Source organism: Nocardiopsis flavescens (assembly GCF_900141985.1).
Taxonomy (GTDB): domain Bacteria; phylum Actinomycetota; class Actinomycetes; order Streptosporangiales; family Streptosporangiaceae; genus Nocardiopsis; species Nocardiopsis flavescens.
Genome location: NZ_FQZK01000003.1, coordinates 271281 through 295005, shown reverse-complemented (window position 1 = coordinate 295005; position 23725 = coordinate 271281). Strand labels below are relative to the sequence as shown.

The window sequence follows — 23725 nt, the reverse complement described above, 5'->3', positions numbered from 1 at the left end:
ACCGCGAAAGAATCCGGGTATGGACACTGGACCGGCGCTGCTGCGCCGCATTCGGATCTGGATCTCCCTGTTCATCGTCGGCCTGGTGCTGAGCGGGGTCACCGCCTTCCCGCTCCCCGCCGAGCTGCGGCTGCTGGACTCCCTGCTGGCGGGCCCCCTCGCCCCGGTGTCCGAGGCGGCCCCCTGGCTGGCCGACTGGATCTCGCGGGTGCGGGTCGGCCTGGACACGGTCGAGGCCGAGCAGCCCTTCGTGCTCTACGGGACCGACTGGCTGGCGTTCGCGCACCTGGTGATCGCGGTGGCGTTCCTCGGCCCCTGGCGCGACCCGGTGCGCAACGTCTGGGTGATCCAGTTCGGGATGATCGCCTGCGTGATGGTGGTGCCGCTGGCGCTGATCTGCGGGCCGATCCGCGGCATCCCGTGGCTGTGGCAGCTCGTCGACATCTCGTTCGGCGTGTTCGGGATCATCCCGCTGATCATCGTGCACCGGCTCATCCGGCGCCTGGAGGCGGTGCGGGAGGAGCCGAGCCCCGTCCCCGCCTAGGCGCGAGGCCCCTGGCGGAGGCGCCCGCCCGGACCGGCACGCGCGGGGAGGGCCTGCGGCACCGGGGCGGGCCGCGGCGCCTCCACCGGACCGCCGGCGGGCCCCGGTGCCCCGCGCCGCCCGCGCAACGGGCCGGGGTCCGCGGGGACGTGGTTCAGAGGGTCTCCTGGAGGACCCGGGTGGCGTGGTCCTGCGCGCCCGGCGCCAGGCGGGCCAGCAGGGTGCGGGAGATGTCCAGCAGCTGCGCCCGCTGTTCCGCGTCGAGCAGGTCGAACATGTTCTCGCGCATGCTCCGCACGTGCTCCGCCCCGGCGGTGCGCAGCGTCTCCACCCCCTTGTCCGTGAGCCTGGCGAACCAGCTGCGCCGGTCGCTCTCGCAGTGGACGCGCTCGACGAAGCCCCCCGCGGCGAGCTTGCCCACCGCGTGGGAGATGCGGCTGGGCCGCGTGTGGGTGATCTCGGCCAGTTCGCTCATCCGCAGCGACCGGTGGCGGGCCTTGGAGAGCAGCACCAGGAGTTCGTAGTAGGTGAGGGGGAGGCCGGACGACGCCTGGACGTCCCGCTCCACCCGCTGGTCGAGCAGCCGGAACGCCAGTGTGGCCGCGTCCCAGGTCCGCTCCTCGTCCGTGTCCAGGCATCCCTCTCGACTCATGCCGAAATGCTACCACGCTGGATTGTTGCGCACTGAAGTATTTGTGGGTTAGTCTCGCGCTGAAAGTTCCAGCGCTGAACTGTTCCCCTTTGTTTCAGTGCAGGAATATCCAGTGCTGAACCGGTTCTCCCGGAAGGAAACCCGAGCATGACCTCCGCCGACCCCCGGCCCGGCGCCGCCTCCCCGCGAGACGGCGGCGCCCGCCCCCGCGCCGCCGGCGCCGCGGCCCTGGCCCTGCTGGCCACCGCGCACTTCACGCTCTCGCTCGACTTCAACGTCGTCTACATCGCCCTGCCCGAGATCGGCCGGGACCTGGGCCTGGACGGCGCCGCGCTGCCCTGGGTGGTCAACGCCTTCGCCCTCGGCTACGGGGGGCTGCTGCTCCTGGGCGGCCGTGCGGTGGACCGGCTCGGCGCCCGCCGCGTGCTGGTGCTGGGCGCCCTGCTGCTCGGCCTGGCCTCGGCCGCCGGGGCCCTGGCCGCCCACGCCGGGGTCCTCATCGCCGCCCGCGCCGTCCAGGGGCTGGGCGCCGCCGCGCTCTTCCCCGCCACCCTCGCCCTCATCGGCACCGCCTTCCCCGCCGGGCCCGAACGCAACCGGGCGATGGCCGTGTGGGGCTCCGCCGGAGCCTTCGGCGCGCTCGCCGGAGGGGCCGTCGGCGGCATCCTCACCAGCGCCTTCGGCTGGCCCTCCGTGTTCTGGGTCCTGGTCGTGCCCGCCCTGGCGGTCGCCCTGCTCGCGCCCCGCCTGCTCCCCGCCGACCGCCACCGCCCGGACCCGGGCGGCTTCGACCTGCCCGGCACCTCCCTGGTCACCACGGGTGCGCTCCTGCTGGTGTTCGGCGTCTTCCGCGTCCCGGAGTCCGGCTGGGCCTCGCCCGACGGCGGCGGAGCCCTGCTGCTCGGCCTGCTCGCCCTGGCCGCCCTGGTCCCCGTCGAGCGCCGCTCCGCGAGCCCGCTGCTGCCCGCCTCCCTGCTGCGCGACCGCCACCTCCCGGTGTCCATGGGCCTGGTCCTCGTGCTCATGGGCGTCGTCGGCACGCTGCACTACGTCTACACCACCCACGTCCAGGTCACCCTGGGCCTGGACCCCTTCCTGGCGGGCCTGGGCTTCCTGCCCCAGGGCGTGGCCGCCATGCTCGGCTCCGCACTGCTGCTGCCCCGCCTGCTGGACCGGTGGGGCGTGCGCGCCGTCCTGTTCGCCGGGACGGCCGGCGTCGGCCTCACCTCCGCCGCCTTCGCCCTCGCCCTGGCCGCCGGCTCCTACTGGGCGGTGCTGCCCGCCGTGGTCCTGCTCGGCCTCACCGCGGGCACCGTCTACCCGGCCGTGTTCACCGCCGCGGGGAGCGGCGTCGGCGAGCGCGAGCAGGGGGTGGCCTCCGCCGCCGCCTCCACCGCCCAGCAGATCGGCGGCGCGCTCGGTCTCGCCGTCCTGGCCGCCGTCGCCGGGGCCTGGGGCGGCCTGGGCACCGCCTCCCTGGCCGGGGGCGCCGCCGCCGTCGCGGCGGCCTTCCTCGCCCTGCTGCTGCCCCGCCCGGCCGCAGGCCGGAGCGCCGCCGCCCGACCCCCGCACACGCGTGGCGTGCCGTCCGGCGGACCCGGGCACGGTTAGCCTGAGGGCTCCGCTCCGGTGGGCGGGCCCTCCGGCGGGTATGCGCCGGGGAGGAAGAACCATCGCGACGGAGGGACTGGGGATGACGAACACCTGGCTGGGACCGGAAGGGCGCGAGGACGCCCTGGCCGCGATGCGCGACGAGGAGCTGGACGTCCTCGTCGTCGGAGGCGGCATCGTCGGGGCGGGCATCGCCCTGGACGCGGTCTCCCGCGGGCTGTCCGTGGGGCTGATCGAGGCGCGCGACTTCGCCTCGGGCACCTCCAGCAGATCCAGCAAACTGATCCACGGGGGCCTGCGCTATCTGGAGCAGTTCGACTTCGAACTGGTCCAGGAGGCACTCCAGGAACGAGGCCTGCTTCTCACCACCATCGCCCCGCACCTGGTCCGCCCGGTGCCCTTCCTCTTCCCGTTCGCCCACCACTGGGAACGCTTCTACATCGGCGCGGGCGTCACCCTGTACGACACCCTCGCCCTGACCTCGCGCAACAACCGCGGACTGCCCTCGCACCGGCACCTGACCCGCAGCGGGGCGCTGCGGGTCTTCCCCGCGCTCAAGCGCGACGCCCTCGCCGGGGCCGTCCAGTACTGGGACTGCCAGGTGGACGACGCCCGGTTCGTCACCACCGTGCTGCGCACCGCCGCCGGGCTCGGGGCGCGGATCGCCTCCCGGGTGGAGGCCGTCGGCTTCCTGCGCGAGGGCGAGCACGTGGTCGGCGCCCGCGCCGCCGACCTGGAGAACGGCGAGGAGATCTCCCTGCGCGCCCGCCAGGTCGTCAACGCCGCGGGCGTGTGGACCGACGAGATCCAGGAGATGGTCGGCGGTCGCGGGCAGATCCACGTGCGCGCCTCCAAGGGCATCCACCTGGTGGTGCCCCGCGACCGGATCCAGGCGTCCTCCGGGATGATCCTGCGCACCGAGAAGAGCGTGCTCTTCGTCATCCCGTGGGGCCGCCACTGGATCGTCGGCACCACCGACACCGCCTGGAACCTGGACAAGGAGAACCCGGCCGCCAGCCGCGCCGACATCGACTACGTCCTGGACCACCTCAACCAGGTGCTGCGGACCCCGCTGACCAGGGACGACGTCGAGGGCGTCTACGCGGGCCTGCGCCCGCTGCTGTCGGGGGAGTCCGAGGAGACCTCCAAGCTCTCCCGCGAGCACGTGGTCGCCCACCCGGTGCCCGGCCTCGTGCTCATCGCGGGCGGCAAGTACACCACCTACCGGGTCATGGCCAAGGACGCCGTGGACGCCGTCGCCCACGGCCTGGGCAGCGGCATCCCCAAGTCGGTCACCGACAAGCTGCCCCTGGTGGGGGCCTCCGGCTACTCGGCGCTGGTCAACCAGCGCGACCGGCTGGCCCGGCAGACCGGGCTGCACGTCTCCCGCATCTCCCACCTGCTGCGCCGCTACGGGACCTGCGCCCGCGACCTGCTCGACCTGGTCCGGGAGGACCCCGACCTGGGGCGCTCGCTGGCCGGCGCCGACGACTACCTGCGCGCCGAGGTGGTCTACGCGGTCCGCGCCGAGGGCGCCCGCCACGTGGAGGACGTCCTGTCCCGCCGCACCCGGATCTCCTTCGAGACCTGGGACCGCGGCATCGCCGCCGCGGAGGAGGCCGCCGAGCTGATGGCCCCGCTGCTGGGCTGGGACGACGCCCAGGCCCAGCGCGAGGTCGAGTACTACCGCAAGGGCATCGAGGCCGAGCGCTCCGCCCAGGAGCAGGTCACCGACCAGGAGGCGGACGCCATCCAGCACGGGGCGCCCGAGATCGTCCCGGACATCGGCGCCGCCCGGCGCTGACCAGGGCCCGGAACGCCCTGGTGTGTCCGGGGACACACCGGCCGGGTCAGGGTGCGGGGGTACCTGCCCACCCCCGCACCCCGGGAGCCGGACGCGTGATCACCGTGCTGCTCGACCCGGGGCCGCCCGACACGGACGGCGCCGAGCCGTGCCGCCTGCTGCGCGGGCGCCACGGACACGGGTGACACCGCGATCATCGCGGTGACCCTCCGGACGGTCGCCCGCCGGCGGTCCGGCCGGACCGCCCCCGCGGCCGGGCCGAAGGCGGAGCCGACCCCGGCCCCCTGAGCCGGCGGCGGACCCGGTGCGCCCCGCGCGCCCCGGGTCCGCTCCCCGCCGGGGGACCGCTACCCTCGGCGGCATGTGGCCATGGAACCCCCGCGACGCCCGCCCCGCCCACGGCGCCCCGGTCGAGCACCTGCTCACCTCCGCCGCCCTGGGCGCCGACCCCATGCTCCGGGCCGCGGCCGAGGAGGTGTCCGCGGGCGACCTCGGCGCCGCCCTGCCGCTGCTCGCCGAGAGCCGGGAGGACCCCGAGACCCGCGTGGCGACCGCCGAGGTGCTGGGCCGGGCCGCCGCCGACCGGGTCGAGGACCTGGGCGACCTGCTCGACTCCGCCGACCGGGCCGACCTGATGCTCTGGCTGGGCAGCGCCCTGCTGGCCCACGCCCTGCGCGCCTCCGGCGGCGCCGCCGAGCGCAAGGCCGCCGAGGCGACCCTCGACGACGCCCGCCGGGCCCTGTCCGCCGCGGCCGACCTGCGCCCCGACGACGCCGCGCCCTGGACCGTGCTCCAGACCGTGGCGATGGGCGCGGGCGCCGACCGGGAGGAGAAGGACCGGCTGTGGCGGGAGATCCGGCAGCGGTCCCCGCACCTGTTCGCCGCCCACGCGGGCAGGGTGCGCGTGCTGTCCCCGGCGCGCGGCGGCTCGGAAGAGGAGATGTTCGCCTTCGCCGGAGCGGCGGCCGACACCGCCCCCGCGGGCGACCCGCTGCCCGCCGTCCTGGCCCTGGCCCACGCCGAGTTCCTGCGCGCCGAGCACAAGCGGCTCACCGCCGAGGGCGTGTTCGGGTTCGTGGTGGACCAGGCCATGGGGCGGCTCCACGGGGAGGCGGTCGCGGAGCTGTTCGGCCTGGCCCGGGACTGGGTCGGGAGCGCCGTCCCCCATCCGCGCGACGTGCAGGCCCACCACCTGTTCGGCTGGGCCTTCCACCGGGCGGAGGCGGCCGACGCCGCCCGCTGGCACCTGACCGCCGTCGGCAACCTCTACTGCGAGGTCCCCTGGGGCTTCTTCGGCGACGCCCGCTCCCTCGTCGCCCGCGCCATGGAGGAGCTGGGCGTGCGCCCCGGGGACCCGGGGGCCCCGCCCGCCCCGCCGGGCGGATAGGCCGGGTCCTTCCGGACCCCCGCGGCACCGCGCCGCGGAGCGGCCGAAAAGTCCTCGCCAACGCCCGTACCCGGGGGTCACAATGCTCGGGTGCTACTGACGATCACCACCACCGCGACCCCGGCGGCCCCGGCCACGGACCTCGGATACCTGCTCCACAAGAACCCCGGGCGGGTCCAGGGCTTCGAGCAGTCCTTCGGCACCGCCCACGTCTTCTACCCCGAGGCGACGGCGGAGCGCTGCACGGCCGCCCTGCTCCTGGAGGTCGACCCCCGGGCGCTGCTGCGGGCGCGCACGTCCGTCAGCACACCCGACTTCGCCCTGGCCCAGTACGTCAACGACCGCCCGTTCGCCGCCTCCTCGCTGTTCACGGTGGCGCTGGGGCGGGTGTTCCGCTCCGCGCTCCGGGGGCGGAGCGACGCCCGCCCGGCGCTGGCAGCCGCCCCGCTGCCCCTGGAACTCCACCTTCCCGCGGTGCCCTGCCGGGCCGGGGCCGACAAGGCGCGCGCCCTGTTCGAGCCGCTGGGCTGGCGGGTGTCCGCCGAACCGGTGCCGCTCGACCCCGGCCTGCCCGGCTGGGGCGACTCCCCCTACCTGTCGTTGACCCTGAGCGGCGAGCAGGTGCTGTCGGAGGCGCTGAGCCACCTGTACGTGCTGCTGCCCGCCATGGACGGCGGGAAGCACTACTGGGTGGACCGCGGCGAGGTCGACAAGCTCCTGCGCGCCGGCGGCCTGCGCGTCGCCGGCCCCGACGGGGACACGGCCGAGGAGGACCCCGAGGCGGGGTCCGCGTGGCTGGTCCGCCACCCCGAGCGGGCCTGGATCACCCGCCGCTACCTCGGCCGGCGCCAGACCTACGTGCGCACCGCCCTGGCCCGGCTGGCCGAGGCCGACGACCTGCCCGAGGAGGAGGCGGACCCGGGGCTGGAGGACGTCCTCGCGCCGCCCGCCCCGGACCGGCCGGGGCAGGAGCGCGCGCCCTCCCTGGCCGCGCAGCGGGCCGGGGCGGTCCTGGCCGTCCTGCGCGCCGAGAACGCCTCCAGCGTCCTGGACCTGGGCTGCGGCCCCGGCGCCCTGCTGGCCGAGCTGGTCGCCGACCCCGCCCTGGAGCGGATCACCGGAGCGGACGTCGACACCGCCTCCCTCCAGAGGGCCCACCGCAGGACCTGCCGCGGCTGCGCCCCGGGCGGCCGGGGCCGGCACCGCGACCTGTTCGGCGACACCGGCGCCGTCCGGGAGCAGGGGGCCCGCCCGCCCCGGCCCGAGCTGCTGGTCGGCTCCGCCGTCTACCGGGACGCCCGCTTCTGCGGATACGACGCCGTCGTGCTCATGGAGGTCGTCGAGCACCTCGACCCCGAGCGGCTGCCCGCCCTGGAGGAGACGGTGTTCGCCGCCGCCCGCCCCCGGATCGCGGTGGTCACCACCCCCAACGCCGAGTACAACGTCCACTACGAGCGCCTGGCGCCGGGCGCCCTCCGCCACTCCGACCACCGCTTCGAGTGGACCCGCGCCGAGTTCGCCCGGTGGGCGGACGCCGTCGCCGAGCGCAACGGCTACACCGTCCGCCACCTGCCGGTGGGTCCCCAGGACCCGGCCACCGGCTCCCCGACCCAGATGGGAGTGTTCACCCGATGAACACCGACGCGACCGCCCCGGACACCGCCCCGCGGGTCCTCGGCGTGCCCGCCATGGGCCTCGTCGTGCTGGTCGGGGTGTCCGGCTCGGGCAAGTCCACCTTCGCGGCCCGCCACTTCGGGCCCACCGAGGTCGTCTCCTCCGACTTCTGCCGGGGCCTGGTCAGCGACGACGAGAACGACCAGGCCGCCAGCGCCGACGCCTTCGCCCTGCTGCACACCATCGTGGACGTGCGGCTGCGCCGCGGTCTGCTCGCCGTGGTCGACGTCACCAACGTGCAGCAGCGCGCCCGCGCCGAACTCCTCGCCGTGGCCAAGGCCAACGACGTGCCGGCCACCGCGATCGTCCTGGACGTGCCCGAGTCCGTGGCCCGCCGGCGCAACCGCGTTCGGCCCGACCGCGACTTCGGGGACCACGTCATCGCCCGCCAGTGCCGCGACCTGCGCCAGAGCGTCAAGCGCCTGCGCAAGGAGGGGTTCCGCAAGGTCCACGTCCTCAAGGGCGTCGCGGAGGTCGACGCCGCCGTCGTCGAGCGCGAGCGCGCCTGGCCCGACCGGACCGAGCTGACCGGCCCCTTCGACGTCATCGGCGACGTCCACGGCTGCCGGGAGGAGCTGGAGGAGCTGCTGGCCGCACTGGGCTACGCGTTCACCCGGGACGACCGGGGGCGGGCCGTCGGCGCCCGCCACCCGGACGGGCGCACCGCCGTGTTCGTCGGGGACCTCGTGGACCGCGGCCCCGACACCCCCGGAGTCCTGCGCCTGGCCATGGGCATGGTGCGCGACGGCGACGCCCTGTGCGTGCCCGGCAACCACGAGAACAAGCTGATCCGGGCGCTGCGGGGCACCAAGGTCACGCCCACCCACGGGCTCGCGGAGTCCCTGGAGCAGCTGGGCCGGGAGAGCGAGGAGTTCCGCGCGGAGGTCCTCGACTTCTGCGACGGCCTGGTCAGCCACCTCGTCCTCGACGGCGGGCGGCTGGTGGTGGCCCACGCCGGACTCAAGGAGGCCTACCACGGCCGTGCCTCCGGGCGGGTGCGGTCCTTCGCCCTGTACGGCGACACCAACGGGGAGACCGACGAGTACGGCCTGCCGGTGCGCCTGCCCTGGGCGCGCGACTACCGGGGGAGGGCGGCGGTCGTCTACGGGCACACCCCCGTGCTCAAGGCGGAGTGGGTCAACAACACCCTCTGCCTGGACACCGGCTGCGTGTTCGGCGGAAAGCTCACCGCGCTGCGCTACCCCGAGCGCGAGACCGTCGACGTGGCCGCCCGCCGGACCTGGTACGAGCCGGTCCGCCCGCTGGCAGGAGAGGGGCCGGGCCCCTCCGCGGGCGGGGACCGCTCCGACACGGTCGTCGACATCACCGACGTGGGCGCGGGCGGCCGCCGCCCGGGGCTGTTCGTGGAGACGGAGTTCGGGACCGTGCGCGCCGGCGGGCCGTCCGTCCTGGGCGCCCTGGAGGTGATGAGCCGGTTCTCCGTCGACCCCCGGTGGCTGCTGTACCTGCCGCCGACCATGGCCCCGGCGCCGGCCGCCTCCGAGGCCGGGTACCTGGAGCACCCCGACGAGGCGTTCGCCTGGTACCGCGCCGCCGGCATCGGGCAGGTCGTGTGCGAGGAGAAGCACATGGGCTCGCGCGCCGTCGCCGTGCTGTGCCGCGACGGGGCGGCGGCGGAGCGGCGGTTCGCGCCGGGCTCCACGGGCACCGTGTACACCCGCACCGGCCGGCCCTTCTTCGCCGACCGGGCGCTGGGGGCCGGGGTGGTGGACCGGCTGCGCGCCGCCGTCACCGGAGCCGGCCTGTGGGACCGGCTGGGCACCGACTGGATCGCCCTGGACGGCGAGGTGCTGCCCTGGTCGGCCAAGGCCCGCACGCTCATCCGCGACCAGTACGCCTCGGTGGGCGCCGCCGCCCGCGCCGCCCTGCCCGCGGCCGGCGCGGCCCTGGCCGCTGCCGCCGCGCGGGGCCTGGACGTGGGCCGCCTCGCGGAGAAGACGGCGCGGAGCGCGGAGCAGATGGAGGAGTTCAGCCGGGTGTACCGGCGCTACTCCTGGGACACCGACGGTATCGCCGGGCTCCGGTTCGCGCCCTTCGCGGTCCTGGCCTCCCAGGGGCGCGAGTACTCCGACGCCGACCACCTGTGGCACATGGCCACGGCGGAGCGGCTGGCCGAGGCCGACCCGCTGGTGCGCACCACCCGCTACCGGGTGGTGGACACCACCGACCCGGCCGCCTGTGCCTCCGCCGCGGCCTGGTGGCGGGAGATGGTGGACGCCGGGGGAGAGGGCATGGTCGTCAAGCCGCTCCACGGGGCCCGCGCCACCGGCGCCAAGGGGCTCACCCAGCCCGGCCTGAAGGTGCGCGGCCCCGAGTACCTGCGGATCATCTACGGCCCCGACTACACCGACCCCGGGCGCCTGGAGGCCCTCAGGGACCGCAGGCCGGGCGCCAAGCTCGGGCTCGCCATGCGCGAGCACAAGCTCGGGCTGGAGGCCCTGGCCCGGCACGCCCGCGGCGAGCCGCTGTGGCGCGTCCACGAGGCGGTGTTCGCGACCCTGGCGCTGGAGGCCGAACCGGTCGACCCGCGCCTGTAGCCGCCCCCGTCCCCGCCCCGCCCCCGCGGCGGGACGGGGACGGCCCGGCCGGATTGGGCGGATCGTACGAGGCGCGGGCACGGCCGACCCGGGCGGATCACACCAACCGGGGCCCGCTTCGCCTTCTTTTCACGTCGCCTCCTACCAACGGACACGCGCGCGGGCCATGATGTCCCCGCCCCTACTCCCCAGCACCCCCGGAGAGAACGTGTCCCCCACCCGACCACGGCGCCTGCTCGCGCCGACGTCCGCCGCGGCCGCGGTGCTCCTGGCCGCGGCCCTGGGATCGGCCCCGTCCGCCCACGCCGACGCCGGCACCCCGGTGATCGCCGAGGTCTACGGAGGCGGCGGCAACAGCGGAGCGACGCTGCGCCACGACTTCGTCGAGCTGGGCAACGCCACCGGCGCCCCGGTGTCCGTCGACGGCTGGAGCGTCCAGTACCTCCCCGCCTCCCCGGGCCCCGCCACCCGCGTCCAGGTCACCCCGTTGGCCGGGGAGATCCCGGAGCGGGGGAGCTACCTGGTCCGCCAGGCCGCCGGCGCCGGGGGCACGGCCGACCTGCCCGCGCCCGACGCCGCCGGGTCGGTCACCATGTCGGCGACCGCGGGCACCGTCCTGCTGGTCTCGGACACCGACCCCGTCGAGTGCCGCACCACCGCGGACTGCGCCGCGGACGGGGCCGTCGTGGACGTCGTCGGCTACGGCGGCGCGGTCGTCCGCGAGGGCGCGCCCGCCCCCGCGCTCACCAACACCACCTCCGCCTCCCGCGACGCCGCGTTCACCGACACCGGAGACAACGCCGCCGACTTCACGGCGGGCGAGCCGTCCCCGGTCAACGCCGCGGGCGAGGGCGTGGGGGAGGAACCGCAGGAGCCCGGCCCCGGGGAGCCCGGCGACCTGCGCATCCACGACATCCAGGGGATCACCCGTACCTCCCCGTACGCCGGGGGCACCGCCTCCGGGGTGCCCGGGGTGGTCACCGCGGTCAACGCCTTCGGCAGTGCGCGCGGGTTCTGGTTCCAGGACCCCGAGGGCGACGGGGACCCGCGCACCAGCGAGGGCCTGTTCGTGTTCACCGGCTCCACCACGCCCGGCGTCGCCCCCGGCGACGAGGTCCTGGTGTCCGGCCGGGTCGACGAGTACCGTCCCGCCTCCGGCGCGCAGACCGTCACCCAGCTCGACCAGGCGCGGTGGACGGTCCTGTCCACCGGCAACGCCGTCCCGGAGTCGGTGGTGCTGGAGGCCGGGACCATCCCCGCCGAGTACGCGCCCGACCACGGCGGCGACATCTCCGGCCTGGAGCTGCGCCCCGACACCTACGCCCTCGACTTCTGGGCCGCCCACGAGCACATGACGGTGCGCTTCGAGGACGCGCCCGTCATCGCGCCCACCGACGCCTACCAGGCGCTCTGGGTCACCGTGGAACCCGGGCACAACCGCACCGCCTCCGGCGGCGTGGCCTACGGCTCCTACGACGACCCCAACGCGGGCCGGGTCAAGGTCGAGTCCCTGCTGGACCGCGGCGTCCGGCCCTTCCCCCAGGCGAACGTGGGCGACACCCTCGCCGGGGTCACCGAGGGCCCGGTGTACTACAGCCGGTTCGGCGGCTACCTCGTGCGCGCCTCCACCCTGGGCGAGCACGTGCCCGGCGACCTGGAGCGCACCCCCGTCCGCGACACCGCCCGGCACGAGGTCTCCGTCGCCACCTACAACGTGGAGAACCTCGGCGGGGAGGACGACCAGGCGAAGTACGACGCGCTGGCCTCCGGGATCGTCGACCACCTCGGCGCGCCCGACATCATCGGCCTGGAGGAGATCCAGGACGACAACGGCGCCGTGGACGACGGCACCGTCGACGCCGGGGTCACCCTGGACCGGCTCGTCGCGGCCGTCCGGGCCCGGGGCGGGCCCGCCTACGAGTGGCGCCAGATCAGCCCCGAGGACAAGCAGGACGGCGGCGCCCCCGGCGGCAACATCCGCAACGCCTTCCTCTTCGACCCCGCCCGCGTGCAGTTCGTGGACCGCCCCGGCGGCGACGCCACCACCGCCGTCGAGGTCGTCCGGGGCCCCCGCGGCGCCGAGCTGTCGGTCTCCCCGGGCCGCATCGAGCCGAAGGACCCGGCCTGGGAGTCCAGCCGCAAGCCGCTGGTCGGCCACTTCCGCGCCCTCAACCGCGACATCTACGTGGTGACCAACCACTTCAACTCCAAGGGCGGCGACGAGGCCCTGCACGGGGTCGTGCAGCCGCCGAACCGCACCAGCGAGACGCAGCGCAACGCCCAGGCCGGCCTGGTGGCCGACTTCGCCGAGGAGCTGCTCGCCGTGGACCCGCAGGCCCACCTGGTGGTCATGGGCGACCTCAACGACTTCCAGTTCTCCCGGACCCTGGAGATCCTCACCGACGACGGCCCGCTGTACAACCCGATGGAGGACCTGCCCGCCGGGGAGCGCCACAACTACGTGTTCGACGGCAACTCCCAGGCCCTGGACCACATCCTGATCAACGAGGCGCTGGCCGGGCGCGTGGACTACGAGGTCGTGCGCATCAACTCCGAGTTCCACGACCAGGTCAGCGACCACGACCCGCAGGTGCTGTGGCTGGACACCCGCCGCTCCACCCCGCCGGGCCGCCCCTGACGACCCGCGCCGACCCGTTCCGCGCCCGGCCGTTCCCGCGGCCGGGCGCGGCCGTATGTCCGGAAGGCGAGCCGTGCCCCGGACCGCGGCGGGACACGCGGAACACGCCCCCGGGCCCGCGCCCCGGGACGGGAACCTATCCTGGGGAGCACCCGCGGCTCGGCGGGCCCTCTCCTCACCAGCCAGGGAAGCGAAGATGAACGTACTGCTCACCGGCGGGGCCGGGTACATCGGCTCGCACACCGCGGTCGAACTCCTGGAGGCCGGGCACCGGGTCGTCGTCCTGGACAACCTGGTGAACAGCCACGCCGAGTCCCTGCGCCGGGTCGAGCGGATCACCGGCCGCGCCCCCGTGCTGGTGCGCGGCGACTGCACCGACCGGGACACCGTCGCCCGCGTCCTGGAAGAGCACGCCGTCGGCGCCGTCATCCACACCGCGGGCCTCAAGGCCGTGGGGGAGTCCGTCGCCCAGCCCCTGCGCTACCACCGCAACAACCTCGACGCGCTCCTGTCGCTGGTCGAGGCCATGGACGGGCACGGCGTCCGCGACCTGGTCTTCAGCTCCTCCGCGACGGTCTACGGCGACCCCGAGACGGTGCCCGTCCGCGAGGACGCCCCGCTGAGCGCCACCAACCCCTACGGCGCCACCAAGCTGTTCGGCGAGCGCGTCCTGGCGGACCTGGCCGCCGCCGACCCGCGGTGGCACATCATCTCCCTGCGCTACTTCAACCCCGTCGGGGCCCACTCCAGCGGCCTCATCGGCGAGGACCCGCAGGGCGTCCCCAACAACCTGTTCCCCTACCTCTCCCAGGTCGCCGCGGGGAGCCGCGAGTTCCTCCAGGTCTTCGGCGACGACTACGACACCGCCGACGGCACCGGTGTCCGCGACTACCTGCACGTCGTCGACCTGGCCCGCGGCCACCTGGCCGCCCTGGACCACCTGGCCGACGCCGCCGGCCACCGGGTCTACAACCTCGGCGGCGGGCAGGGGCACTCGGTACTGGAGTGCCTGCGCGCGTTCGAGCGGGCGGTGGGCCGCGGCCTCCCCCACAAGGTGGTGGAGCGCCGCGCCGGCGACATCGCGGTCTGCTACGCCGACCCCTCCGCCGCCGCCCGCGACCTGGGCTGGAAGGCCGTCCGCGGCCTCGACGAGGCCTGCGCGGACGCCTGGCGCTGGCAGTCGGCCAACCCCCGGGGGTTCGCGGACTGAGCCCGGCCGCGCACCGGCGCCCTGCGGATGCCGTTCGTCACGGCCGGTGCGCGCCGCCGCGGGCGTCCGCCGAGGCCGACGGCGGGCACGGGCGGGCGGGGCGGGCGGCCCTCCCGCGGACGCGGATCCGCTGAACACGGCGAACGCCCTAGACTGGGCGCATTCCCTTGAACTCCTGCGGAAGGTCCTCCGTCGTGTCCGTTGGTGCTGACAGCACGTTCGACACCGTCCTCGTCGTGGACTTCGGCGCGCAGTACGCGCAGCTGATCGCCCGGCGGGTGCGCGAAGCTCACGTGCACAGCGAGATCGTGCCCTCGACCATGCCCGTGGAGGAGATGCTCGCCAAGAAGCCGAAGGCGATCATCCTCTCCGGCGGCCCCTCCTCGGTGTACGCCGAGGGAGCGCCCAACGTCGGGGCCGAGCTCTTCGAGACCGGCGTCCCGACCTTCGGCATCTGCTACGGCTTCCAGGCCATGACCCGCGCCCTGGGCGGCACCGTCGCCAAGACCGACCTCAGCGAGTTCGGCCGGACCGAACTCCGCGTGACCGGTGCGGACTCCCTGCTCTTCACCGGGCTGCCGGACGAGCAGCCGGTCTGGATGTCCCACGGCGACTCGGTGATCGAGGCGCCCGCGGGCTTTCGCGCCGTCGCCACCACCGCGGGCGCCCCGGTGGCCGCGTTCGAGGACACCGACCGCCGCCTCTTCGGCGTCCAGTTCCACCCCGAGGTCCTGCACAGCGAGCACGGCCAGGAGGTGCTGCGCCGCTTCCTGTACGAGGGCGCGGGCTGCCGCCCCACCTGGACGATGCTCAACATCGTCGACGAGCAGGTCGCCCGGGTCCGCGAGCAGATCGGCGACAAGAGCGTCATCTGCGCCCTCAGCGGCGGCGTCGACTCGGCGGTGGCGGGCGCCCTGGTGCAGCGCGCCGTCGGCGACCAGCTCACCTGCGTGTTCGTCGACCACGGCCTGCTGCGCAAGGGCGAGGCCGAGCAGGTCGAGAAGGACTTCGTCGCGATCACCGGTGCCCGGCTCAAGGTCGTCGACGCCGAGGAGCGCTTCCTGTCCGCGCTGGCCGGGGTGACCGACCCCGAGGAGAAGCGCAAGATCATCGGCCGCGAGTTCATCCGCGTCTTCGAGCAGGCGGCCCGCGAGGTCGTCGCGGACGGCGGCGACGGCAACGAGGTCGAGTTCCTGGTGCAGGGCACCCTGTACCCGGACGTGGTGGAGTCCGGCGGAGGCACCGGCACCGCCAACATCAAGTCCCACCACAACGTGGGCGGCCTGCCCGAGGACCTCCAGTTCACCCTGGTGGAGCCGCTGCGCGAACTGTTCAAGGACGAGGTGCGCAAGGTCGGCGAGGAGCTGGGCCTGCCCCCGGAGATGGTGTGGCGCCAGCCCTTCCCCGGTCCGGGCCTGGGCATCCGCATCATCGGCGAGGTCACCCGCGACCGCCTGGAGATCCTGCGCGAGGCCGACGCCATCGCCCGCGAGGAGCTGTCCCACGCCGGGCTGGACCGCGACATCTGGCAGTGCCCCGTGGTGCTGCTGGCCGACGTCCGCTCGGTGGGCGTCCAGGGTGACGGCCGCACCTACGGCCACCCGGTGGTGCTGCGCCCGGTCAGCAGCGAGGACGCGATGACCGCGGACTGGTCGCGCGTGCCCTACGAGGTGCTGGCCAAGATCTCCAACCGGATCACCAACGAGGTCCGCGAGATCAACCGGGTGGCGCTCGACGTCACCAGCAAGCCCCCGGGCACCATCGAGTGGGAGTAGGCGCTCCCGCCGCACACGCGTGAGGGGCCCGGCCGCGTCGGCCGGGCCCCTCACGCGTGTGCGGACCGGGTCAGTCGCCGCCCTCCAGGAGGGCGATCTCGGCGGGCTCGGCGAAGGGGCTGTACCGGAACAGCAGCCGGTCGGGGGTCTCCCCGGTGAACAGCGTGAACACCAGGAGCCCGCTGGCGGACCCGCCCGCCGGCAGCGGCTCCCACAGGGGGTCCTGCTCCTCGACCCGGCTGGGCCGGTCCGCGGCCACCTCCCGCAGGTCGCCGGTGACCATGCTCTGGGCGTCGTGCGCCAGCGTCACGGTGTCCTCGCCGAGGTTGGTGAGCGTCACGTCGAGCACGCAGTAGTGCCCGTTCTCCTGCACCGCCACCTGGCGGCTGGGGATCCGGGTCTGCCCGCACGCGACGTCGCGCACCTCCAGCCTGGCCGCCCCGTCGGCGCTGGTGGCCGCCATGACCCCGTCGCCCGCCGTGGGCGGGTCGCCGGCGGCGCCGTCGTCCGGCTTCTCCTCCGGCGCCGGGGCGCCCTCGGACTGCTGGTCCTGGGGGGCCGCGCCGCCGCCGTCGGCCACGTTGGTCACCACGTACATCAGCGCCAGCAGGGCCAGGACCAGGGTCACCGCCGCGGCGGCGGCGATGACGACCAGGCCGCGCCGGTTGGCGGGCCCGGTCGGCCGGTGCGGGGGCGGCGGCACCGGCGGCACGTACGGCTGCGGGCCCGGGCGCTGCGCCTGCTGCTCGACCGGCGGCACGATCGGGATCGCCCCGGTGGAGGCCGGGCGCTGGGCGGGCGGCGGCCCGACGGGCACTCCGGCGCCCGGGTGCGGGGGCGGCGGGCCCTGCTGCGGGTGCCCGCCGACGGGGTGGCCGGGCGCGGGGCGCACGAACGTGCCGCTCTGGTGCGGGCCGCCCTGCGGCTGGTAGCCGGGCGCCGGGTGGCGCATGCCGGTCATGGTCTGGTGGGCGCCCTGCGGCCCGTGCGGCATCGGCGGGCCGTGCGGGGGCAGGTTGGGCCGCCACGACTGGTGCAGCGCGTGCGACACCATGTCGTTGGGATTGGAGGTGTCCTCGCCGCCCGCCAGCTCCAGGAGCAGGTCCTGGGCGGTGGGCCGCCGCGCGGGGTCCTTGTCCAGGGTCCGCAGGACCAGCCGGTCCAGGGGGCTGACGAGGTTGCCGATCTGGGGCTCGGCGAACAGCACCCGCTTGCCCAGCGTCATGGCGTCGCCGTTGCCGAAGGGGTGGGTGCCGTTGCCCGCGAACGCCACCAGGCACCCCCAGGCGAAGATGTCCGCCTTGGTGGTGACCTGCTCCTCCAGCAGCTGCTCGGGCGCCATCCAGCCCGGGCTGCCCATGACGATGCCCGTCTGGGTGTGGTTGGTGGCGGTGTTCATGGCCCGGGCGATGCCGAAGTCGATGACCCGCGGGCCCGACAGCGACAGCAGCACGTTGGCGGGCTTGAGGTCGCGGTGCACCAGGCCGGTGCGGTGGATCGCGGCGAGCGCGGCGGCCACGCCCAGGGCGAACCCGTGCAGGGTGGAGGAGTCCAGGGGGCCGTTCTGGGCGATGTGCTCGGCCAGCGCGGTGCCCGCGATGTACTCGGTCACCATGTACGGGCGGTTTTCGAACGTTCCGTGGTCGAGGACCTTCGCGGTGCAGAAGGAGGCGACCTTGCGGGCGTTCTCCATCTCGTCGCGGAACCGGGCCCGGGTCGCCTCGTCGAAGGCGAGCTCGGGGCGGATGACCTTGATCGCTACCTGGTTGTTCCGGTCCGGCACGCTGCCGAGGTAGACGGTGCCCATGCCGCCGCTGCCCAGCTTCCCGGACAGCACGTAGGGCCCGATGGTGGCCGGATCTCCGGCGCCCAGCGGTTCCAGGTTCTTCGGGAGCCCATCCGACGGCAAGTAACCCTCCCCGACGGTGTCCAAACTCCGCCTTGCCCCAAGGTAGCGGTGTTTGTGCCCTGATTCCCACTCACGGACCGGATCGGGCCGATTCGCGGAAGGGCGGTGACTGACATGACAATGGAGACGATCCCCGAACCGCGTGCTTGGTTCCCGTTTCCGCCCGAACATCGTGTTCGTCTCACGGAGCCGGGGTGAACACAGCGGTTCCCCTGCGGGAATGTGCGTTCACGCAAGGCGGGGGTTCCTTTACGATTGGGGACTCGTGACAGTTGATACCACCGTAACCGTGCGGGTTCCCGCGAAGGTCAACCTCCAGTTGGCGGTGGGGCCCGGACGTGAGGACGGGTTCCACGACCTCGTCAACGTCTTCCACGCCGTCTCGCTGTTCGACGAGGTTACCGTCCGGGAGGCGGGACCGCGCAGTGGGCGACCCGACGGTAGCACCTCGCCGGACGGGGGGACCCTCCTCGCCGGACTGACCGCGGACGGCGGCTCGGCCTCCCACCTGTCACGCGTTCCCCTGGACTCCTCCAACCTCGCGGCGGGCGCCGCCGAGCTGCTGGGCCGGGAGACCGGCCGGGGCCGTCCGGTGCGGATCCACCTGGACAAGAACATCCCCGTGGCGGGCGGGATGGCCGGGGGCAGCGCCGACGCCGCCGCCGCCCTGGTCGCCTGCGACCGGCTGTGGGGGACCGGCCTGGGCCGCGGGGACCTGCTGCGGCTGGCCGCCGAACTCGGCAGCGACGTGGCCTTTCCCCTGCTGGGGGGCACCGCAGTGGGCCGGGGGCGGGGCGAGATCCTGGAGCCGGTGGACAGCCCGGGGCGGTACCGCTGGGTGTTCGCGCTGTCCCCGCACGGCCTGTCCACCGGCGCCGTGTTCGCCGAGTACGACCGGCTGCGCCCGGACGCCCCCGCCCCGGAGCTGAGCACGGCCCTGCGGGACGCGCTGGCCGCGGCGGACCCGGCGGCCCTGGGCCGCGCGCTGGCCAACGACCTCCAGGAGGCGGCGCTGTCGCTGCTGCCGGAGCTGGAGCGCACGCTCAAGACCGGATCGGCCGCCGGGGCGCTGGGCGCGCTGGTCTCCGGGTCCGGGCCGACCTGCGCGTTCCTGGTGGGCGGCGGCGATGAGGACGCGTCGGCGGTCGCCGGGCGGGAGGCCGCGGTGGTCGCCGCCCTGGAGGCGAGCGGGCTGTGCGAGCAGATCGTGCGGGCCGACGGGGACGTCCCCGGCACCGTCGTCCTGTGAGGTAAATCACTCCCGGATTCCGGGCGGGATTCCGCTGCCGCCGCATTGACCTCAACCAAAGTTGAGATTGAAGACTGGGGCCATGCCGACGACAGCAGCCCTCACCCGGTACGCCGACCTGCCCGCCCTCATCGGCCTGATGGAGGGCGACGAGAAGCACGGCCCGGCCGCCCACTCCACCCTGGACGTGGTCTGGGTCCTCTACGACCGGGTCCTGGACGTCGCCCCCGCGACCGCCGACGACCCCGCGCGGGACCGCTTCCTGCTCTCCAAGGGGCACGGCCCCGCCGCCTACTACGCGGTCCTGGCGGCCAAGGGCTTCCTCGACGTCTCCGCGCTGCGCGGGTGGACCGCCTTCGACTCCGCCCTGGGGCACCACCCCGACCGGGTGCTCGTCCCCGGAGTGGAGATCGGCAGCGGCTCGCTCGGCCACGGCCTGCCCCTGGCCCTGGGCACCGCCCTGGGACTGCGCGCCCAGGGCCTGCGCCGCCCCGACGGGACCGCGCCGCGCACCGTCGTGCTCGTCGGCGACGGCGAACTCGACGAGGGCAGCAACCACGAGGCGATCGCCGCCGCCGGCCGGCTCGACGTGAGCGGCCTCACCGCCGTGGTCATCGACAACGGCTCGTCCTCGCACGGCTGGCCCGGCGGGATCGCCCGCCGCTTCGAGGCCGAGGGCTGGGCCACCCGCGAGGTCCGGGGCCGCGACCACGACGCCCTGCACGCCGCGTTCACCCGGCCCTGGGGGGACCGGCCGCTCGCCGTCGTCGCCCGCGTCCGCTCCGCCTCCTGAACCCGCGACCCTAGGGGATACACCGTGACCGCTTCCACGACCGCCGCCACCGCCCGCCCCGCGCCGCCCGCCCTCGCCGGGGCCGCCATGCGCGAGACGTTCGCCGCCGTCGTCGCCGAGGCGATGGAGGAGGACCCGCGCGTCGCCGTGGTCCTCGCCGCCATCTCCGCGGGCATGTTCCGCCGGCCCGCGTCCCGCCACCCCGGCCGGGTGATCGACCTGGGCATCCGCGAGCAGGCCATGATCGGCACCGCCGGCGGGCTCGCCCTCACCGGCATGAGGCCGGTGGTGCACAGCTACGCCCCCTTCCTGGTCGAGCGCCCCTTCGAGCAGATCAAGCTCGACCTGGGGCACCAGGACGTCGGCGCGGTCCTGGTGAGCATCGGCGGCTCCTACGACGCCTCGGAGGAGGGGCGCACCCACCAGGCGCCCGGGGACGTCGCCCTGCTGGACACCCTGCCCGGCTGGACCGTCCACGTGCCCGGCCACGCCGACGAGGTGCGCGACGCCCTGCGCGCGGCCCTGCCCGGCGAGGACCGCGTGTACGTGCGGCTGTCGGGCACGGCCAACCGCGAGCCCCGGCCCCTGACCGGGGGCCTCACCGCCGTCCGGACCGGGTCGGCGCGGTCCGCCGGGGTGGTCGTGGCGGTGGGCCCCCTGCTCGACCGGACCCTGGAGGCCACGGCCGGGCTCGACGTCACCGTCGCCTACACGGCCACCGTGCGGCCCTTCGACCGCGCCGGCCTGGGCGCCCTGGCCGCCGCGGCGGGGAGCGCCGACGTGATGCTGGTCGAGCCCTACCTGCGCGGCACCTCCGCGCACGAGGTCTCCGAGGCGCTGGCCGACCGCAGGCACCGCCAGCTCTCCCTGGGCGTGTCCCGCGACACCGAGCTGCGCGCCTACGGCACCCCGGCCGACCACGCCCGCGCCCACGGACTGGACACCGAGGGAATCGCGCGCGCGGCCAGGGACTTCTTCCTGGTGTGAGGGTGCCGTCCGTCGCGGGGGCCGACCGGGACGCCCCGGCACCCGGGGTATGTGAAATCCTGATATGCAGTGTTACGGACCTGCCCGGGGCCTTGCGTGGTGCGGCCCCGGGCTCCCCCGTCCAGGGCACCCGGCGACACCCGGGACAATGGAGACGATGACGAATCTGGTCAACCTTCAGGACGTGTCCCTGGCCTACGGGCCCCTCGTGCTCCTCGACTCGGTGTCACTGGGCGTGGACGAGGGCGAGCGCATCGGCGTGGTCGGCCGCAACGGCGGCGGAAAGTCCACGCTGATCTCCGTGCTGTCCGGGGCGCTGCCCCCCGACTCCGGCCGGGTGGTGCACAACCGCGGCCTGCGCGTGGGCTTCCTGCACCAGCGCGACGACTTCCCCGACACCACCGTCGGCGGCTTCGTGCTGGGCGACCGCGCCGAGCACGAGTGGGCGGGCGACGCCCGCGCCCGCGACATCCTGCGCGGCCTGCTCGGGGGCTGGAGCCTGGACTCGCCCATGTCGGGGCTGTCCGGCGGCGAGCGCCGCCGCGCCGGGCTCGCCCGCCTGCTGGTCGGCGACCACGACCTCATCGTCCTGGACGAGCCCACCAACCACCTCGACATCGAGGGCATCCACTGGCTCGCCGAGCACCTGCGCGGCCGGCCCGAGTCACTGGTCGTCGTCACCCACGACCGCTGGTTCCTGGACGCCGTCACCACCCGCACCTGGGAGGTCGGCCGCGGATCCGTCGAGCGCTACGAGGGCGGGTACGCCGCCTACGTGCTGGCCAAGGCCGAGCGCGAGCGCCAGGCCGCGGCCACCGAGGAGCGCCGCCAGAACCTCATGCGCAAGGAGCTGGCCTGGCTGCGCCGCGGCGCGCCCGCCCGCACCTCCAAGCCCAAGTTCCGCATCGAGGCGGCCAACCGACTCATCGAGGACGAGCCGCCGGCGCGCGACGCCGTGGAGCTGGTGCGCTTCGCCAGCTCCCGCCTGGGCAAGACCGTCATCGACCTCAAGAACGTGACGGCGGCCGTCCCCGGGCGCACCCTGCTGGACCGCCTCACCTGGCAGCTCGGCCCCGGCGACCGCATCGGCCTGGTCGGGGTCAACGGCGCGGGCAAGTCCACCCTGCTCAAGATCCTCGCCGAGGAGCGGGAACCCGAGGAGGGCACCGTCCGCACCGGGCGCACCGTCCGCCTCGCCCACCTGTCGCAGAACGTCGCCGAGCTGGACCCGCAGGCCCGGCCGCTCCAGGCCGTCATGGACGTGCGCGAGCACGTGACCATCGGCAAGCGCGACTACACCGCCAGCCAGATGCTGGAGCGCTTCGGGTTCCGCGGCGACCGCCAGTGGACGCCGATCGGCGACCTGTCCGGCGGCGAGCGCCGCCGCCTCCAGCTGCTGCGGCTGCTCATGGACGAGCCCAACGTGCTGCTGCTGGACGAGCCCACCAACGACCTCGACATCGAGACCCTCACCGAGCTGGAGGACCTGCTCGACGGCTGGCCCGGCTCCCTGGTGCTGGTCTCCCACGACCGGTACTTCCTGGAGCGCATCACCGACCGGGTGCTCGCGCTCATGGGCGACGGCGGCCTGGCGTTCCTGCCCGGCGGCGTGGACGAGTACCTGGAGCGGCGGGCCGCCTCCCGGGGCGAGGTCGCGGTGCCCACGGCGGGCGGCGGCGACGCCCCGGCCCAGGAGCCCGGGCGCCCGGCCGTGTCGGCCGCCGACCGCCGCACCGCGCAGAAGGAGATGCAGCGCATCGAGCGGCGCCTGGACCGGATCGGCTCCCGGGAGACCGAGCTGCACGGGCTGATGGCCGGCGCCGCCGACGACTACACCCGGCTCGCCGAGCTGGACGCCGAGGGCAAGGCGCTGGCCGCCGAGCGCGAGGAGCTGGAGGAGGCCTGGCTCGTCCAGGCCGAGGCCGTCGGCGACTGACCCCGGGGTCAGAGGCGGCCGTTGGCGCGCAGCGCCGCGACCGCCGCCACCGTGGCGTACCCGCGCCACTCCAGCGCCGCGGCGGGGGAGTGGGCGGCGAAGTCCACGGTCCACCCCCCGTCGGGGCGCAGGCCGCGCTCCAGCCGGTCCAGGTCCGCGGCGACGGCGTCCGCGTCCAGCAGGTCCCGGACCGGTCGGCCGGGCTCGGGCGCGTAGTCGAGCGGGTGGAGGGTCTCGCCCTGCGTGCCTCCCGCCACGGGCACCCGGCCGTCGGCGGGCAGGAACCGGCCCAGGCCGCGCAGCAGCTCCGCGGCCTCGGGGCGGGTGTCCGCGACGGAGTCCAGGAAGCCCAGCGCGAACGACAGCACGTACGCGAACGGCTCTCCGTCGATGGCGGCGATCTCCCGCAGGCAGTACTCCGTGGCGGCCGCGAGCCAGGGGTGGTCCGCGACCCGCGGGTCCGTCCGGGCGAGGCGGTGGGCCTGCGCGGCGACCGCGGCCGTGATCTGGAGGGAGGGGGTCCGCGGGTCGGCCGCCGCCCAGAAGGGCGCGCAGGCGGTCGGGTCCCCGAGCGGGAGCGCGAACGGCAGCCCGCCGCCGGGCAGCGCCGTCTTCCCGAGCCGGTCCAGCAGGGCCGGGGCGTGCGGGGACGGCGAGGGGGCGGCGTCGGCCATTGCCTCCAGGGCGTGCAGGGCCCCGGCGGGCTGGCTCCCGGGGGAGCGCAGGTCGGGCTCCAGCCCCCATCCGTAGCCGCCGTCCGGGTTGCGGTAGGCGTCCAGGGCCGCCAGGACCGCGGGGCCGGTGTGCTCGGTGGGCCGGGTGAGGTGCTCGAAGCGCCGCCGGTCCAGCGGGCGGGCGTGTCCGGCCAGGAAGGCGGCCGTCCGGTCGGTGTCGATGTCCATGCCCCCAGCCTGCCGGGCGGGTGCGGTCCCGGTCTTGAACGAAACGGCCACCCGGCCGCGGCGTGCCGGAATGCCGGGCGCGGAGTCCGTGCGGAC

16 protein-coding genes are annotated in these 23725 nt (G+C 75.2%); 13 read left to right on the top strand and 3 right to left on the bottom strand.

The window, feature by feature from the left end:
• Nucleotides 1-19 precede the first annotated feature (19 nt).
• Nucleotides 20-544 carry a hypothetical protein gene (locus tag BUE45_RS07980; protein ID WP_073376988.1) on the top strand — a complete coding sequence of 175 codons (525 nt, stop codon included), beginning with the start codon at nucleotides 20-22 and terminating at the stop codon, nucleotides 542-544.
• Nucleotides 545-698: 154 nt separating this feature from the next.
• Here BUE45_RS07980 and BUE45_RS07975 read toward each other — a convergent pair whose 3' ends face one another.
• A complete protein-coding gene (locus tag BUE45_RS07975; protein WP_073376986.1) occupies nucleotides 699-1196 on the bottom strand; it encodes a MarR family winged helix-turn-helix transcriptional regulator in 498 nt (165 codons plus the stop codon).
• A 147-nt stretch (nucleotides 1197-1343) separates the two neighbouring features.
• On the opposite strand from BUE45_RS07975, the gene BUE45_RS07970 reads away from it, so the two are divergent.
• From BUE45_RS07970 to guaA, 8 genes are all read left to right on the top strand, one after another.
• Complete coding sequence (locus BUE45_RS07970) at nucleotides 1344-2807, top strand: MFS transporter (RefSeq protein WP_084737024.1); 1464 nt, start codon at nucleotides 1344-1346, stop codon at nucleotides 2805-2807.
• An 82-nt stretch (nucleotides 2808-2889) separates the two neighbouring features.
• Nucleotides 2890-4611: a glycerol-3-phosphate dehydrogenase gene (gene glpD / locus BUE45_RS07965; RefSeq protein ID WP_073376984.1), complete on the top strand. Its 1722-nt coding sequence runs from the start codon at nucleotides 2890-2892 to the stop codon at nucleotides 4609-4611.
• A gap of 361 nt (nucleotides 4612-4972) precedes the next feature.
• Nucleotides 4973-5998 (top strand): hypothetical protein, encoded by a 1026-nt coding sequence (locus BUE45_RS07960; RefSeq protein ID WP_073376982.1) that lies wholly within the window; start codon nucleotides 4973-4975, stop codon nucleotides 5996-5998.
• 90 nt (nucleotides 5999-6088) lie between these two features.
• The gene (locus BUE45_RS07955; protein ID WP_073376980.1) at nucleotides 6089-7633 is read left to right on the top strand and encodes a 3' terminal RNA ribose 2'-O-methyltransferase Hen1; all 1545 of its coding nucleotides are present in this window, start codon (nucleotides 6089-6091) and stop codon (nucleotides 7631-7633) included.
• Nucleotides 7630-10230 carry a polynucleotide kinase-phosphatase gene (locus BUE45_RS07950; protein ID WP_073376978.1) on the top strand — a complete coding sequence of 867 codons (2601 nt, stop codon included), beginning with the start codon at nucleotides 7630-7632 and terminating at the stop codon, nucleotides 10228-10230. Before BUE45_RS07955 ends, BUE45_RS07950 begins: the two co-directional genes overlap by 4 nt.
• Before the next feature lie 208 nt (nucleotides 10231-10438).
• Nucleotides 10439-12868, top strand: coding sequence for an endonuclease/exonuclease/phosphatase family protein (locus BUE45_RS07945; RefSeq protein WP_073376977.1), 2430 nt, complete (start codon nucleotides 10439-10441; stop codon nucleotides 12866-12868).
• A 196-nt stretch (nucleotides 12869-13064) separates the two neighbouring features.
• Nucleotides 13065-14078, top strand: coding sequence for a UDP-glucose 4-epimerase GalE (gene galE / locus BUE45_RS07940; RefSeq protein ID WP_073376976.1), 1014 nt, complete (start codon nucleotides 13065-13067; stop codon nucleotides 14076-14078).
• 194 nt (nucleotides 14079-14272) lie between these two features.
• Nucleotides 14273-15853 carry a glutamine-hydrolyzing GMP synthase gene (gene guaA, locus BUE45_RS07935; RefSeq protein ID WP_073376975.1) on the top strand — a complete coding sequence of 527 codons (1581 nt, stop codon included), beginning with the start codon at nucleotides 14273-14275 and terminating at the stop codon, nucleotides 15851-15853.
• Nucleotides 15854-15923: 70 nt separating this feature from the next.
• Here guaA and BUE45_RS07930 read toward each other — a convergent pair whose 3' ends face one another.
• On the bottom strand, nucleotides 15924-17762 hold the full coding sequence (locus tag BUE45_RS07930) for a serine/threonine-protein kinase (protein ID WP_073376974.1): 1839 nt from the start codon (nucleotides 17760-17762) through the stop codon (nucleotides 15924-15926).
• Between the two features lie 265 nt (nucleotides 17763-18027).
• On the opposite strand from BUE45_RS07930, the gene BUE45_RS07925 reads away from it, so the two are divergent.
• The 4 genes from BUE45_RS07925 to BUE45_RS07910 all read left to right on the top strand — a co-directional run bounded on the left by BUE45_RS07925 (nucleotide 18028) and on the right by BUE45_RS07910 (nucleotide 22727).
• Nucleotides 18028-19011 carry a 4-(cytidine 5'-diphospho)-2-C-methyl-D-erythritol kinase gene (locus BUE45_RS07925; protein WP_073376973.1) on the top strand — a complete coding sequence of 328 codons (984 nt, stop codon included), beginning with the start codon at nucleotides 18028-18030 and terminating at the stop codon, nucleotides 19009-19011.
• An 82-nt stretch (nucleotides 19012-19093) separates the two neighbouring features.
• Entirely contained in the window at nucleotides 19094-19804 is a 711-nt protein-coding gene (locus BUE45_RS07920; RefSeq protein ID WP_073376972.1) for a thiamine pyrophosphate-dependent enzyme, read from the top strand.
• Between the two features lie 87 nt (nucleotides 19805-19891).
• Nucleotides 19892-20791, top strand: coding sequence for a transketolase family protein (locus BUE45_RS07915; RefSeq protein WP_073377474.1), 900 nt, complete (start codon nucleotides 19892-19894; stop codon nucleotides 20789-20791).
• A gap of 157 nt (nucleotides 20792-20948) precedes the next feature.
• Nucleotides 20949-22727 (top strand): ABC-F family ATP-binding cassette domain-containing protein, encoded by a 1779-nt coding sequence (locus tag BUE45_RS07910; RefSeq protein ID WP_073376971.1) that lies wholly within the window; start codon nucleotides 20949-20951, stop codon nucleotides 22725-22727.
• Nucleotides 22728-22735: 8 nt separating this feature from the next.
• On the opposite strand, the gene BUE45_RS07905 is transcribed toward BUE45_RS07910, so the two are convergent.
• Nucleotides 22736-23629 carry a hypothetical protein gene (locus BUE45_RS07905; protein ID WP_073376969.1) on the bottom strand — a complete coding sequence of 298 codons (894 nt, stop codon included), beginning with the start codon at nucleotides 23627-23629 and terminating at the stop codon, nucleotides 22736-22738.
• Nucleotides 23630-23725: the final 96 nt, after the last annotated feature.